The 13,415-nt window shown below is 68.4% G+C and carries 13 protein-coding genes; 7 read left to right on the top strand and 6 right to left on the bottom strand.

The genetic code is table 11. The features are described from left to right. Positions 1 to 30: 30 nt before the first annotated feature. From RNZ50_24095 to leuC, 4 genes are all read right to left on the bottom strand, one after another. The gene (locus RNZ50_24095; protein ID MDT8858056.1) at positions 31 to 1,056 is read right to left on the bottom strand and encodes an endonuclease/exonuclease/phosphatase family protein; all 1,026 of its coding nucleotides are present in this window, start codon (positions 1,054 to 1,056) and stop codon (positions 31 to 33) included. A 17-nt stretch (positions 1,057 to 1,073) separates the two neighbouring features. Further along, positions 1,074 to 1,865: a hypothetical protein gene (locus tag RNZ50_24090; protein MDT8858055.1), complete on the bottom strand. Its 792-nt coding sequence runs from the start codon at positions 1,863 to 1,865 to the stop codon at positions 1,074 to 1,076. 300 nt (positions 1,866 to 2,165) lie between these two features. Beyond that, positions 2,166 to 2,771: a 3-isopropylmalate dehydratase small subunit gene (leuD, locus tag RNZ50_24085; protein MDT8858054.1), complete on the bottom strand. Its 606-nt coding sequence runs from the start codon at positions 2,769 to 2,771 to the stop codon at positions 2,166 to 2,168. Between the two features lie 88 nt (positions 2,772 to 2,859). Continuing rightward, positions 2,860 to 4,278, bottom strand: coding sequence for a 3-isopropylmalate dehydratase large subunit (gene leuC, locus RNZ50_24080; protein ID MDT8858053.1), 1,419 nt, complete (start codon positions 4,276 to 4,278; stop codon positions 2,860 to 2,862). A gap of 232 nt (positions 4,279 to 4,510) precedes the next feature. On the opposite strand from leuC, the gene RNZ50_24075 reads away from it, so the two are divergent. The 7 genes from RNZ50_24075 to RNZ50_24045 all read left to right on the top strand — a co-directional run bounded on the left by RNZ50_24075 (position 4,511) and on the right by RNZ50_24045 (position 11,093). Continuing rightward, positions 4,511 to 5,143 carry a heme-binding protein gene (locus RNZ50_24075; protein MDT8858052.1) on the top strand — a complete coding sequence of 211 codons (633 nt, stop codon included), beginning with the start codon at positions 4,511 to 4,513 and terminating at the stop codon, positions 5,141 to 5,143. 215 nt (positions 5,144 to 5,358) lie between these two features. Continuing rightward, the gene (gene rsfS / locus RNZ50_24070) at positions 5,359 to 5,772 is read left to right on the top strand and encodes a ribosome silencing factor (GenBank protein MDT8858051.1); all 414 of its coding nucleotides are present in this window, start codon (positions 5,359 to 5,361) and stop codon (positions 5,770 to 5,772) included. Then, a complete protein-coding gene (gene rlmH / locus RNZ50_24065; GenBank protein ID MDT8858050.1) occupies positions 5,772 to 6,242 on the top strand; it encodes a 23S rRNA (pseudouridine(1915)-N(3))-methyltransferase RlmH in 471 nt (156 codons plus the stop codon). The genes rsfS and rlmH overlap by 1 nt, the downstream gene beginning before the upstream one ends. Positions 6,243 to 6,580: 338 nt before the next feature. Then, positions 6,581 to 8,101 (top strand): 2,3-bisphosphoglycerate-independent phosphoglycerate mutase, encoded by a 1,521-nt coding sequence (gpmI, locus tag RNZ50_24060; GenBank protein MDT8858049.1) that lies wholly within the window; start codon positions 6,581 to 6,583, stop codon positions 8,099 to 8,101. Beyond that, positions 8,098 to 9,219, top strand: a complete 1,122-nt coding sequence (locus tag RNZ50_24055; protein ID MDT8858048.1) for a peptidase M23 — start codon at positions 8,098 to 8,100, stop codon at positions 9,217 to 9,219. Before gpmI ends, RNZ50_24055 begins: the two co-directional genes overlap by 4 nt. Positions 9,220 to 9,226: 7 nt before the next feature. Next, positions 9,227 to 10,558 (top strand): S41 family peptidase, encoded by a 1,332-nt coding sequence (locus tag RNZ50_24050; protein MDT8858047.1) that lies wholly within the window; start codon positions 9,227 to 9,229, stop codon positions 10,556 to 10,558. 52 nt (positions 10,559 to 10,610) lie between these two features. Next, a complete protein-coding gene (locus tag RNZ50_24045) occupies positions 10,611 to 11,093 on the top strand; it encodes an RNA pyrophosphohydrolase (protein ID MDT8858046.1) in 483 nt (160 codons plus the stop codon). A gap of 37 nt (positions 11,094 to 11,130) precedes the next feature. Here RNZ50_24045 and RNZ50_24040 read toward each other — a convergent pair whose 3' ends face one another. Then, entirely contained in the window at positions 11,131 to 12,405 is a 1,275-nt protein-coding gene (locus RNZ50_24040) for a folylpolyglutamate synthase/dihydrofolate synthase family protein (GenBank protein ID MDT8858045.1), read from the bottom strand. Continuing rightward, the gene (accD, locus tag RNZ50_24035) at positions 12,402 to 13,361 is read right to left on the bottom strand and encodes an acetyl-CoA carboxylase, carboxyltransferase subunit beta (GenBank protein ID MDT8858044.1); all 960 of its coding nucleotides are present in this window, start codon (positions 13,359 to 13,361) and stop codon (positions 12,402 to 12,404) included. The genes RNZ50_24040 and accD overlap by 4 nt, the downstream gene beginning before the upstream one ends. Positions 13,362 to 13,415 lie beyond the last annotated feature (54 nt).

The following is a 13,415-nucleotide window of genomic DNA, read 5'->3' as shown; positions in this document are numbered from 1 at the left end:
CCTAGCCGCTTGCACCCGCCGGGTCAAGGTTCAGGGCACCTCCAGATCCACCCAGACCGGGCGGTGGCGCGAGGCTGCGGCGGCCACCGGTGCCAGCGGATCGCCCGGCGGCGGCCACAGCACACCCGACGCGACCACCCGCAACCCGGCTGCGGGCAGGATGACATCGACGCGCAAACCGCCCGGGCCGTCGCGCGCCGAAAAATCGGCGGTATCCAGCGCCGGGTCGCCGGCATGGCCCGGCTCGATGCGACCCGAATTGCCGCGCGGCGCCGGGTCTTGCAGGGCCGGGTGCGCCAGCAGGGCCAGCATCGCCTCCCGCCGGCCGTCGCCGTCGGCCGGGTCGAGGTTGGCATCGCCCAGCAGCACGAACGGGCCTTCGGGCGGCGGCATCGGCAGTTGCCCGGCCAAGAGCCGCAGCCAGAACGCCGCCTCGTCATGGTTGCGGCGGCCGTTGCGGTCCTCGGGCCCGTCGAATACCGGGGGGGTGGCGTGCCAGGCCAGCAACCGCAGTGTCTGCCCGCCGGGCAGGGCCAGCGGCACCTCCCAATGCGCTGTGGTGGGCAGACGCTGCACCGCAAGCACGTCGGCAGTCATGTCCGGCAGCAGCGCACCCGGCAGGTCGCGCCACAGGAACGCCGAGAAATCGCGCGCCTGATCGGCAAGGATCGGCAGGCGCGACAGCACCGCCATGCCACCCTCGCCGGAGAACCGCCCGTATCCCTGCGCATCGCGCGGCCCGCCAAGCCGCCCGTCGCCGTCCAGATCAAGCCCGGTCGCCATTCCGGTGTTGGGGCGCAGCGCGAAGCGGTGCGGGTAGGCCCCGCCGGTTGCCGCATCCAGCGCGCCCAGCGCCACCAGCCCGTGATCGTAGTCGACTCCGGTCAGCAGGATCACGTCGGCCTTCAGCGCCGCCAGCATCGCAACGGCGGCCAGCACCTGGGCTTCCTTCCCCCCCGCGATGTCGCGCAGCAGCAGACCGGGGCCTGCCCGGGTCAGTTCGGCATTCCAGGTCGCAATGCGCAGCGTCTCGGCCGGGGCGGCCGCCGCGAACATCAGCCACAGCAGCAGGGTCAGGCGTGCAGATAGCCCTGCGCCTCGGCGGCCCCGCTGAGCCGCCGCTTCTCTCGGATCATGGCGGCGATGCGCCCCATGGCGATGCCGCGCATGAACAGGCTTGCGGGTAGGAATGCCCATGCGGCCAGTGTCCAGATCAGGGTTTGCGGCGAGGTCAGCAGCAGCGGCTCGAACCCGCTGCTGCCGGCCTTCACCACGGCTGGAATCAAGAATGGCAGCAGAAACCCTAACGCCACGTTAATGCGCGCGTCACGCTCCAGACGGCTGACCACGTCGCCCCCGGTGGTCGGCTCGAAGGTCGGCAGGTTGACCCAGACGTTGAACGCCCCCGACCGGGTCGGCCAGCCTTGCAGCTTCATGATCACGACAAATACCGACAGCCCGATCAGCGAGATCAGATAGGCCATTCCCGCCGCCGTCCGCACCGCGGCCACCTGCGCCGCGCTGGCGCCGTCGTCCAGCATCAGGGTCGCCAGACGCACCGGACTGTAGGGGAAATCCAGCGACTGCCCGATCAGGTAGCCCACGGCCTCGACCAGCACCGTCAGGGTGGTGGGCTCGCTTGCCCCCCGGGCAATCACCGCCAGCGAAAAAACCGTGAAGAACAGGATCAGGAAGCGCACCCGGTTGAAGGGCGGCGCGTCGCGGAACTCGATCAGGCCGGGGTATGTCGCATTGTATTCGACAAAGGTCAGCGCCCCGCCGAACAGCGCCACCAGCGCCACCATCTGCTTGCCGTCAGACCCTACGTCCGGCAGCAGCACCGACGGCGTGGCGATCATCGCCATCACCAGAAATGCCCGCAAAAGCGCGCCTGTCAGCCGCGAAACCACTGCCTTGCCTTCCTCGACCCGGACGGACACGGTGCTTTGCCATGCCCTTTTTCCAAGAATACCCCGCACTTTGTGGCGGGCTGCCTCAATCTTGCCCAAATTGTGCCTTCTTTCGGTTCACGTCGCAACGTTCCCTTAAGAAGACTTAATATTTATGGCCTTATCGCGGTGAATGTGTCGCCGGATTGCATCAAGATCGCGGAATTGCCGGGGCCGCCCCGAAGGCCGACCCCATATCTTGTGGCCTGACAGGGTTCAGACCCAAGGCCGCAGCGTCGCCGCCTTCGCCTCGAAGCTGTCGATCGCCGCCGCCTTTTCCAGTGTCAGCCCGATGTCGTCGAGTCCGTTGATCAGGCAGTGCTTGCGGAAGGCGTCTACCTCGAACGGATAGGACTGCCCGTCCGAGGTGGTGACAGTCTGGCTTTCAAGATCGACCGTCATCCGCGCATTGGCCCCCTTGCGGGCATCGGCCATCAGCACATCCACCACCTCTTGCGGCAGAACGATCGGCAGGATGCCGTTCTTGAAGCAGTTGTTGTAGAAGATGTCGGCAAAGCCCGGCGCGATCACCGCCCGGATGCCGAAGTCGAGCAGCGCCCAGGGCGCATGTTCGCGGCTGGACCCGCAGCCGAAGTTGTCGCCCGCCACGATGATCTCGGCCTGGCGATACGCGGGCTGGTTCAGCACGAAATCCTCGATCTCGCTGCCATCCTGACGGTAGCGCATCTCGTCGAACAGGTTCACCCCCAGCCCCGACCGCTTGATGGTCTTGAGGAACTGCTTGGGGATGATCATGTCGGTGTCGATGTTGACCAGCGGCATCGGCGCCGCGATTCCGGTGATCCTGGAGAATTTTTCCATAATGGTTTCCCTTGTGTTACCGCGTCCGGCGGTGCCGGGCGGCATGCACATCGGATGCACGGGTGAGGCACATCCGATGCACGGGTTTTCAGACGGTTTCGGCCATCATCTCGCGCACGTCGGTCAGGTGGCCCGTCACCGCCGCCGCAGCCGCCATCGCGGGCGACAGCAGGTGGGTGCGCCCGCCCCGGCCCTGACGGCCCTCGAAGTTGCGGTTCGAGGTGGCGGCGCAACGCTCGCCGGGCGAAAGCTGGTCGGGGTTCATCGCAAGGCACATCGAACACCCCGCCAGCCGCCATTCGAAACCGGCGTCGATGAAGATCTGCGCCAGCCCTTCCTCCTCGGCCTGCAGCCTCACGAGGCCAGAGCCGGGCACAACCATGGCGCGCATCCCCTCCTTGACCTTCCGGCCCTTCAGGATCGCGGCGGCGGCGCGCAGGTCCTCGATCCGGCCATTGGTGCATGACCCGATGAACACGGTGTCGATGGCGATGTCGGTCAGCTTCATGCCGGGGGTCAGGCCCATGTAGTCCAGCGACCGCTGCGCCGCCTCGACCTTGCCGCCGTCGAAATCGGTGGCGGCGGGCACCACGCCGGTGATCGGCAGCACGTCCTCGGGGCTGGTGCCCCAGGTCACGACCGGGGCGATGTCTTCGCCCTTCAGCGTCACCACCTTGTCGAAATGCGCGCCCTCGTCGGTGTAGAGCGTCTTCCACCAGGCGACCGCGGCCTCCCATGCAGCACCTTTGGGCGCATGGGGGCGGCCCATGCAATAGGCGAAGGTCTTCTCGTCCGGCGCGATCAGGCCCGCGCGCGCGCCGCCCTCGATCGCCATGTTGCACACCGTCATGCGGCCTTCCATCGACAACTCGCGGATCGCCTGGCCGCAGTATTCGATGACATAGCCGGTGCCGCCCGCCGTGCCGGTCGCGCCGATCACCGACAGCGTGATGTCCTTGGCGGTGACGCCGGGGCGCAACGATCCGGTGATCTCCACCTTCATGTTCTTGCCCTTGCGCTGGATCAGCGTCTGGGTCGCCAGCACATGCTCGACCTCGGACGTGCCGATGCCATGCGCCAGTGCGCCGAAGGCGCCATGCGTCGCGGTGTGGCTGTCGCCGCAGACCACTGTCATGCCCGGCAGCGTCCAGCCCTGTTCGGGGCCGACGATATGCACGATGCCCTGCCGCACGTCCGACACCGGATAGTAGTTGATGCCGAAATCGCGGGCGTTCCTGTCGAGCGCATCGACCTGGATGCGCGATTCCTCGTTGTCGATGTGGATCTCACGGCCCGGCGTGGTCGGCACGTTGTGGTCGGGCACGGCGATGGTCTTTTCGGGTGCGCGCACGGTCCGCTTTGTCATGCGCAGGCCCTCGAACGCCTGCGGGCTGGTCACCTCATGCACCAGATGGCGGTCGATATACAGAAGGCAGGTGCCGTCTTCGGCCTCGTGCGCCACATGGGCGTCCCAGATCTTGTCGTACAGGGTTTTCGGAGCGGTCATGGCTCTCTCTCGGATGGCTGTGAAGGGGAAGGGCAGACATGCGCCACGGGCGCGCAGGCGGCGTCAGACGCGCGCGAGAACCGACAGCGAGGCACCATAGAACCGCCAGGGCAGGCGCGCGCGGTCATCCATGTCGAAAAAACGGATCATGGGGCGACAAATACGCGCTTGCACCCTACATGGCAAGCGGGGGCGCAGGTGTCATGCCGCGCCGGCTAGGAAAGGGAACCCGATGCGCTGGATCATGGTTCTGGCATTGGCCGTGGCACTGATGCCGGGCGTGCCGCAGCGAGCGGAGGCAGAGATGTACAAGGGCACCGAAACCGCCGCCTATCAGGTGGTCCGCAAGGTCGGCCCGGCCGAGCTGCGCCGCTACGACAGCCTGGTGGTGGCCGAAGTGACGGCAGAGGGCGACCGCGCGGGGGCCGCGAACCGGGGGTTCCGGGTGCTGGCGGGCTACATCTTCGGCGGCAACGCGGGGTCGGCCAAGATCGCGATGACGACGCCCGTGGCGCAGGCCCCGGCGGGAGAAAAGATCGCCATGACAACGCCGGTGGCGCAGATGGGGTCGGGCACGCACTGGACCGTGCGCTTCACCATGCCGGGCACCTACCGGCTCGACACGCTGCCCAAGCCCGAGGACAGCCGGATAAGGCTGTTCGAAACCCCGCCGCGCCGGGTGCTGGTGCTGGGCTTTTCCGGCACGCCCACGGCGGCGGCGCTCGACCGCGCAACCGCCAGCCTGCGCGCCATCGCGAAGGCCGAGCGGCTGGAAACCACCGGGATGCCCGAGTTCCTGTTCTACGACAGCCCCTTCACCCTGCCATGGAACCGGCGCAACGAGGTGGCGTTGACCCTGCGCTGACCCTTCCCGCATTTGGGCCTCGACCTGCCCTGCCCCAGCGCGTAAGGGGTTCGGCTTGTCTGTCGGGGGCGCTGCGGTTGAGATTCGGCCCCCTTGGTGGTATCATTCGACGAAGCCTCGCGCCGGGGCAGCATCGGCGCGCAACCCAGGAGGACGATGTCCTGTCCAATTCTGACCTTGCAGCCGACCGACCGGCTGCGCCGGGGGGCACGCGGATGACCCTTGCCCCGACGGCGAACGCGCCAGCTAACCTGCAACCCTCCAGCGAGACCCTGCTCGAACGCATCATGGCGTCGCTCGACGACGACAAGGCCGAAGAGGTCGTGCAGATCGACCTGCGCGGCCGGTCCGACATGGCCGACTACATGGTGATCTGCTCGGGCCGCTCGACCCGGCAGGTCGCGTCGATTTCCGAAAAGCTGGTCGACCGGCTCAAACAGGAATTCAACTGGGCCTCCAAGATCGAAGGCAAGGAAACCGGCGACTGGGTGCTGATCGACGCAGGCGACGTGATCGTGCATGTCTTCCGACCGGAAGTGCGCGAGTTCTACCAGCTTGAAAAGATGTGGCTCCCCGGCGGCGAATACCGCTCCAGCCTCGGGACCGACTTCGAGCCTTCCCTGGACTGATGCGCCTGCATCTGTGCGCCGTGGGCCGGCTGCGCACCGGCCCGGAACGCGCGCTGGTCGATGACTATGTCACCCGGTTCGACCGCACCGGCCGCGCGCTGGGCCTTGGCCCGCTGACCGAACACGAGGTCGAAGACCGCAAGGGCGGCGGCATGGCGGCAGAGGCCGACCTGCTGGCCCGCGCCGTGCCGCAAGGCGCGTGGCTCGCGGCGCTGGATGAACGCGGGCAGGTGCTGTCGTCACCCGAGTTCGCCCGGCACCTCGCTGCCTGGCGCGACGCGGGGCGGCAGGACGTGGCCTTCGTGATCGGCGGGGCTGACGGTCTCGCCCCCGCGCTGCGCGACCGCGCAGACGTTGCGCTGTCATTCGGGCGGATGGTCTGGCCGCATCTGCTGGTCCGGGTGATGCTGGCCGAACAGCTCTACCGCGCCGCGACGATCCTCGCAGGCAGCCCTTACCACCGGGTGTGACACAAAATCCTTGCAAGGATTTTGCAAAACATTTGAAAAAAGTTTTGGCCCTCGCGCCACGGTCACGGCAAGAACCGGGCAATCCCGCCGCGCGCGATGCAGCGACTTGGGCCAGGCGCGCCGCCGGTGCGACCGCCATGGTGCCGACCCTGCGACTGCGCCACCCGAACGCACCCGACGCCGACCGGAGCAGTCTGCAGGCGGAGCGCTGTTCGACATGGCGAAATCGAAGAGCATCCTGGTCCGCGCCTGAAATTGCGCCGCTGCGGCAGGCGCGGCGGTTGCCGCCCCCGCCGCGCCCGCATAGAAGAAAGGCGCATCACCGCAGGAGCCGCGCCATGACCCCACCGAAGCCCGTCGTCCTGTGCATCCTGGATGGCTGGGGCCTGCGCGAGGACCGCACCGCCAACGCCCCCGCCCTGGCCGACACGCCGCATTTCGATGCGATCTGGTCCACCTGCCCTCATGCCACGCTGATCACCCACGGCCGCGACGTGGGCCTGCCGACCGGGCAGATGGGCAACTCCGAGGTCGGGCACACCAATATCGGCGCGGGCCGCGTCGTGGCGATGGACCTTGGTGCGATCGACATGGCGATCGAGGACGGGTCTTTCGGCCGCAACCCCGCACTTCTGGCCTTCGTGGCGGCGCTGCAGGTCTCGGGCGGGGTGGCGCACCTGATGGGCGTGGTGTCGGATGGCGGGGTGCACGGCCATATCCAGCACCTGCTGGCCGCCTGCCGGGCCGTTACCGGGGCGGGCGTGCCGGTGCTGGTTCATGCCATCACCGACGGCCGCGACGTGGCCCCCAGTTCAGCCACCACCTTCCTGACGACGCTGGAGGCGGGCCTTCCCCCCGGTGCCACCATCGCCACGGTGATCGGGCGCTACTGGGCGATGGACCGCGACACCCGCTGGGACCGCGTGGCCTTAGCCACCGCCGCCATCCTGCACGGCAAGGGCGAAACCTCCCCCGATGCGCTGACCGCAATCTCCTCGGCCTCGATCCGGTCGGAAACCGACGAATTCATCGCCCCTACCGTGGTTGGCGGCTACACTGGCGCGCGCGACGGCGACGGCTTCTTCTGCCTGAACTTCCGTGCCGACCGCGCGCGCGAGATCCTGTCGGCCCTCGGCGCGCCCGGCTTTGCCGCCTATGACCCCGGCCCGCGCCCGCACTGGGCGGCCATGCTGGGGATGGTGGATTATTCCGCCCTGCACAACGGCTTCATGACAGCCGCCTACCCCAAGCCCGTGCTGCACAACACGCTGGGCGAATGGGTGGCCAGCCACGGCCGCACCCAGTTCCGCATCGCGGAAACCGAGAAATACCCGCATGTCACCTTCTTCCTGAACGGCGGGCGCGAGACGGCAGAGACAGGCGAAGACCGCTACATGGCAAGATCGCCCAAGGTTGCGACCTATGACCTGCAACCCGAAATGTCGGCGGCCGAGGTCACCGACCATCTGGTGGCGGCGATCGGCCATGGCTACGACCTGATCGTGGTCAACTATGCCAACCCCGACATGGTCGGCCACACCGGCGATCTGGCCGCCGCCATGGCGGCCTGCGAGGCGGTGGACGCAGGGCTTGGCCGGGTGCTGGCGGCGCTGCGGGCGGCGGGCGGGGCGATGATCGTCACCGCCGACCATGGCAATTGCGAAACCATGGTCGATCCGGTGACCGGCGGCCCGCACACCGCCCATACCACCAACCCGGTGCCGGTCATACTGGTCGGCGGCCCGCCCGGCGTCCATCTGCGCCCCGGCCGTCTGGCCGACCTCGCCCCCACCCTCTTGCAGCTGATGGGCCTGCCGCAGCCGCCGGAGATGACCGGCGAAAGCCTGATCGTCGCATGATCCGCGCAGGCGTTCTGGCACTCGGGCTGGCGCTGGCGGCACAGGCACAGGCGCAAAGCGTCGCCGAACAGGCCACCGAGGCCGCCGCCGACCTGCAGGCCGCCGTGGCCGAGCTGGGCAAGGCCGAGGCCGCGAAGGACCGCGTCGCCGCCCTCACCCGCACCATCGGCGCCTATGAACAGGGCCTGTCTGCCCTGCGCGAAAGCCTGCGGCAGGCCTCGATCCGCGAGGCGGCGCTGGCGTTGCAGTTCGAGGCCAAGCGCGACCGCGTGGCGCAGCTGATCGGCGTGCTCAGCCGGATGGAGGCCGATCCCGGCCCGCTGCTGCTGCTGCACCCATCCGGGCCGCTGGGCACGGTGCGTTCGGGCATGATGCTGGCCGACGTGACCCCGGCGCTGCAGGCCGAGGCGCAGGCCCTGCGCGCCGAGTTGCAGGAAATCCGCGACCTGCGAGCTTTGCAGGCCGCGGCGGGTCAGACGCTGGCCGACGGCCTGAGTGCCGCACAAGCCGCGCGCACCGCGCTCAGCCAGGCGATCTCCGACCGCACCACCCTGCCGAAACGCTTCACCGAAGACCCCGAGGTGCTGCGCGGCCTGCTGCAAAGCGCCGACACGCTGGAGGCGTTCGCGGGTGGCCTCTCGCTGTCGGAAACCGAGGCCGGCGGCATCCGCGATTTCTCCTCGGCCAAGGGCACGCTGCCGCTGCCTGTGCTGGGCCGCGTGCTGCGCCGCGCGATGGAGGCCGACTCCAGCGGCCTGCGCCGCCCCGGCCTTGTGCTGGGCACCCGGCCGCGCGCGCTGGTCACTGCGCCCTGGCCCGCCACCATCCGCTACCGCGGCCCGCTGCTCGACTACGGAAATGTGATGGTCCTCGAACCCGGCGGGGGCTATCTTCTTATCCTTGCAGGTCTGGAAACCGTATACGGAGAGGTCGGCGAGGTCGTCGGGGTCGGCGCGCCCCTCGGCCTGATGGGCGGCGGAGAGCCTGGAGTGGCGGAGTTTCTGATTTCGGCGCAAGATGGCGGTGGCGCGCGCGATACGGAAACGCTTTATATGGAACTTAGGCAAGCGGCCACGCCCGTCGATCCGGCGGAATGGTTCGCAGCAACTGGGGAATAGAACGAGCATGAGGAAATTCGTGATGGCCGCCCTGGGCGGCACGGTAGCCGGGGCGCTGCTGACGACGCAGGTGGCCGGGCCGCTGATCGCGCAAGAGGCCAGCCGCAATGCCTCGGTCTATGAACAGCTCGACCTGTTCGGCGACATCTTCGAACGCATCCGCGGCCAGTATGTCGAGGAGGTCAAGCCCGAAGAGCTGATCGAGGCCGCGATCAACGGGATGCTGACCTCGCTCGATCCCCATTCCAGCTATCTGCCGCCGAAGGATTTCGACGACATGCAGGTGCAGACCCGCGGCGAATTCGGCGGGCTGGGCATCGAGGTCACCCAGGAAGAGGGCTTCGTCAAGGTGGTCTCGCCGATCGACGACACGCCGGCCGCGGCGGCGGGCATCCAGGCCGGCGACTTCATCACCCATGTCAACGGCGAGACCGTGCTGGGCCTGACGCTCGATGCGGCGGTGGAACTGATGCGCGGCCCGGTCGGGTCGGAAATCATCATCACCGTCGTGCGCAAGGACGTGACCGAACCCTTCGACGTGTCGATCATCCGCGACACCATCAAGCTGACGGCGGCGCGCACCCGCGTGGTGGGCAGCACCGTCGTCGTGCGCCTGACCACGTTCAACGACCAGACCTATCCGGGGCTGGAAGAGGGCCTGAACCAGGCGATCAAGGATCTTGGCGGCATCGACAAGGTCAATGGGGTGGTGCTCGACTTGCGCAACAACCCCGGCGGGCTGCTGAACCAGGCGATCAAGGTGTCGGATGCCTTCCTCGACAAGGGCGAGATCGTCTCGACCCGCGGCCGCGCCGCCAGCGACGGCGAACGCTTCAACGCGGCGCCGGGCGATCTGGCGCTGGGCAAGCCGCTGGTGGTGCTGATCAACGGCGGCTCGGCCTCGGCGTCGGAAATCGTCGCGGGCGCGTTGCAGGATCACCGCCGCGCCATCGTGGTCGGCACCAAGAGCTTCGGCAAGGGCTCGGTCCAGACCGTGATCCCGCTGCGCGGCGACGGCGCGATGCGCCTGACCACCGCGCGCTACTACACGCCCTCGGGCCGTTCGATCCAGGCGCTTGGCGTGGCGCCCGACATCGTCGTGAACCAGCCGGTCCGCGAACCCGACGCCCCCGAGGCCGAAGTCGAAACCTCGACCCGCTCCGAAGCCGACCTGCGCGGCATCATCAGCAACGACTCGATGACCGAGGATGAAAAGCGCCTGCTGGAAGAAGAACGCGCCCTTGCCGAAGAGGCCGCGAAACTGCGCGACGAGGATTATCAGCTGGCCTATGCGGTCGATATCCTCAAGGGCCTCACCGCCATCGCTGTCAGTCCCTGACCCGCGCCGGGGGGCGCACGGCGCGCCCCCCGTTCCCCAACGGCGATCCCAGATGAACCCCGACACCACATCCCTGCCCTACCGCCCCTGCGTCGGCATCACGCTGATCAACCCGCAGGGCCTGATCTTCGCGGGCCAGCGGCTCGACAATCCGGTGCCCGCCTGGCAGATGCCGCAAGGCGGCATCGACGACGGCGAAAAGCCCCGCGCCGCCGCCCTGCGCGAATTGCGGGAAGAAACCGGCATAGCCAAGGGTCTGGTGCAGTTCGTCGCCAAGACGCCCGGCTGGGTGACCTACGACCTGCCGCCCGACCTGCTGGGCAAGGTCTGGGGCGGCAGGTATCGCGGCCAGCGCCAGCGCTGGTTCCTGTTCCGCTACCTCGGCACCGACGACCAGATCGCCATCGCCACCGCCCACCCCGAATTCGGCCAATGGCGCTGGATCGCCGCCGACGACATGCTGGCCGCCATCGTGCCCTTCAAGCGCCAGGTCTATGCCGAAGTGATCGACGCCTTCCGCCCCCACCTCGCCTGATGTCCCGCGCCCCGGCCTCGGATCAGCCCGTCTCGGATCAGCCGTTCTCGCGCAGCACCGACCCGGCCAGATAGAGCGACCCGCAGATCAGCACCCGCGCGGCCGGGCTTTCGGCCGCAATCGCGGCCAGCGCCGCGCCGACCGATTCGGCCACCACGCCCGGCAGACCGACGGCCAGCGCCGCATCGCGCGTCACGTCGGCGGGCAGGGTGTTCTTCTCGCCGGGAATCGAGACGGCGTGCAGGCTGGCGGCATGGGCGGCCAGCGGGGCCAGATAGCCGCCGACATCCTTGGTGTTCAACATGCCGCAGATCAGATGCGTCTCGCGCGCGGGCATCGTGGCCAGCGTCGCGGCAATCGCCGCCCCGCCCGCCGGGTTGTGCCCGCCGTCGAGCCACAGTTCGACCCGCGGCGCGCTCTGCACCAGCGGCCCGCGGCGCAGGCGCTGCATCCGGGCCGGCCACTCGGCCGCGGTCACCGCCGCCTCACAGACGGTCGCGGACTGACCGAGATAGCGCAGCGCGGCAATCGCCGCCCCGGCATTCTGGATCTGGTGCGGGCCGGGCAGGTTGGGCAGCGGCAGGTCCAGCAACCCGCTCTCGTCCTGATAGACCAGCCGCCCGCGCTCCTCCCACACCTGCCACTGCTGGCCGTGCGCCAGCAATGGCACCCCCAGCCTTGCGGCGCGCGCCTCGATCACATCCATCGCGGCGGGCAGTTGCGGCCCCACGACGCAGGGCACGCCGCGCTTCAGGATGCCCGCCTTTTCGCCCGCAATCTCGGCCAGGGTTTCGCCCAGATACTGCTGGTGGTCGATGGAAACCGGCGTGATGATGGTCAGCGCGGGCCTTTCGACCACATTGGTCGCGTCCAGCCGCCCGCCCAGCCCGACCTCCAGCAGCACCATGTCGGCCGGCGTGCGGGCAAAGGCCAGCAACGCCGCCACCGTGGTGATCTCGAAGAAGGTGATCGCCCCGTCGCCGTTGGCCGCCACGCATTCATCCAGCAGCGCCGCCAGCGCCGGTTCCGAGATCAGGTCGCCCGCCAGCCGGATGCGCTCGTGAAACCGCGCCAGATGCGGCGAGGTATAGGCATGGACGCTCTGCCCCGCCGCCTCCAGCCCGGCGCGGATCATCGCCTGCGTCGAGCCCTTGCCGTTCGTGCCCGCAATGTGGATCACCGGCGGCAGGCGGCGCTCGGGGTGATCCACCGCCGCCAGCAGGCGAAGCACCCGGTCCAGTGTCAGGTCGATGATCTTCGGGTGGAAAGACATCATCCGTTGCAGGATCACGTCGGAGGCGGGCACGCTCACGCCTTCGCGGCCTTCGGGGCGGCGGCAGGTTCGGGCTCGGCCACGGGCGGCGGCGGCGCGGTTTCCGGCAGCGGCGCGGGGGCGGGCAGGTCGCCCTTGATCGCGGGCGGCTGGTTGGTCAGCATCCGCAGAATCGTCACCAGTTCGTCCTTCATCGCCCGGCGATGGGTGACGCGGTCCAGCATCCCGTGGTCCAGCAGGTATTCGGCACGCTGGAAGCCCTCGGGCAGGGTTTCGCGGATGGTCTGCTCGATCACCCGCGGCCCGGCAAAACAGATCAGCGCGTTGGGTTCGGCAATCTGCACGTCGCCCAGCATGGCGTAGCTTGCGGTCACGCCGCCGGTGGTCGGATGCGTCAGCACCACGACATAAGGCAGATGCGCCTCTTTCAGCATCTGCACCGCGACCGTGCTGCGCGGCATCTGCATCAGCGACAGGATGCCCTCCTGCATCCGTGCCCCACCCGCAGCGGAAAACAGCACCAGCGGGCGTTTCAGCTCGATCGCCCGCATCGCCGCCGCCAGAATGGCGTTGCCGACATACATGCCCATCGACCCGCCCATGAACGAGAAGTCCTGCGCCACGGCGATGATCGGGGTGCGCGAAATCTCGCCCTCGGCCACCAGCATCGCGTCGCGCTCCCCGGTCAGCTTCTGCGCCGCCTTCAGCCGGTCGGGATACTTCTTCTGGTCGCGGAACTGCAGCGGGTCGGCCAGCGGCTCGGGCACCTTGACCTCGGTGAATATGCCCAGATCGAACAGCGCGGTGAAACGGTCGCGCGGGGTGATCGCCATGTGATGGTCGCAGGTGGTGCAGACGTTCAGATTGTCGGCCAATTCGCGGTGGAACAGCATCGTCCCGCATTCTGAACACTTCGTCCACAGGTTCTCGGGCACCTCGCGGCGCGAAAACAGCGAGTTGATCTTGGGGCGGACGTAGTTCGAGATCCAGTTCATGCGGGCTGGCCCTTTGGTCACCTGAGTTGGCTCCGAGATAAGGCCGGGGGCCGG

Source organism: Paracoccaceae bacterium Fryx2, assembly GCA_032334235.1.
Taxonomy (GTDB): Bacteria; Pseudomonadota; Alphaproteobacteria; order Rhodobacterales; family Rhodobacteraceae; genus JAVSGI01.
Note: the sequence above shows the minus strand (reverse complement) of the source record. Positions and strands in the feature narration are given on the sequence as shown.

Excerpts from the sequence above, each read along its gene's own strand:
- leuD (MDT8858054.1), bottom strand. The coding sequence starts at position 2,771 with ATGGAAAAATTCTCCAGGATCACCGGAATCGCGGCGCCGATGCCGCTG.
- RNZ50_24050 (MDT8858047.1), top strand. The coding sequence starts at position 9,227 with ATGAGGAAATTCGTGATGGCCGCCCTGGGCGGCACGGTAGCCGGGGCG.
- RNZ50_24075 (MDT8858052.1), top strand. The coding sequence starts at position 4,511 with ATGCGCTGGATCATGGTTCTGGCATTGGCCGTGGCACTGATGCCGGGC.
- RNZ50_24090 (MDT8858055.1), bottom strand. The coding sequence starts at position 1,865 with ATGGCGATGATCGCCACGCCGTCGGTGCTGCTGCCGGACGTAGGGTCT.
- accD (MDT8858044.1), bottom strand. The coding sequence starts at position 13,361 with ATGAACTGGATCTCGAACTACGTCCGCCCCAAGATCAACTCGCTGTTT.
- rlmH (MDT8858050.1), top strand. The coding sequence starts at position 5,772 with ATGCGCCTGCATCTGTGCGCCGTGGGCCGGCTGCGCACCGGCCCGGAA.
- RNZ50_24055 (MDT8858048.1), top strand. The coding sequence starts at position 8,098 with ATGATCCGCGCAGGCGTTCTGGCACTCGGGCTGGCGCTGGCGGCACAG.
- RNZ50_24045 (MDT8858046.1), top strand. The coding sequence starts at position 10,611 with ATGAACCCCGACACCACATCCCTGCCCTACCGCCCCTGCGTCGGCATC.
- leuC (MDT8858053.1), bottom strand. The coding sequence starts at position 4,278 with ATGACCGCTCCGAAAACCCTGTACGACAAGATCTGGGACGCCCATGTG.
- rsfS (MDT8858051.1), top strand. The coding sequence starts at position 5,359 with ATGACCCTTGCCCCGACGGCGAACGCGCCAGCTAACCTGCAACCCTCC.
- gpmI (MDT8858049.1), top strand. The coding sequence starts at position 6,581 with ATGACCCCACCGAAGCCCGTCGTCCTGTGCATCCTGGATGGCTGGGGC.
- RNZ50_24095 (MDT8858056.1), bottom strand. The coding sequence starts at position 1,056 with ATGTTCGCGGCGGCCGCCCCGGCCGAGACGCTGCGCATTGCGACCTGG.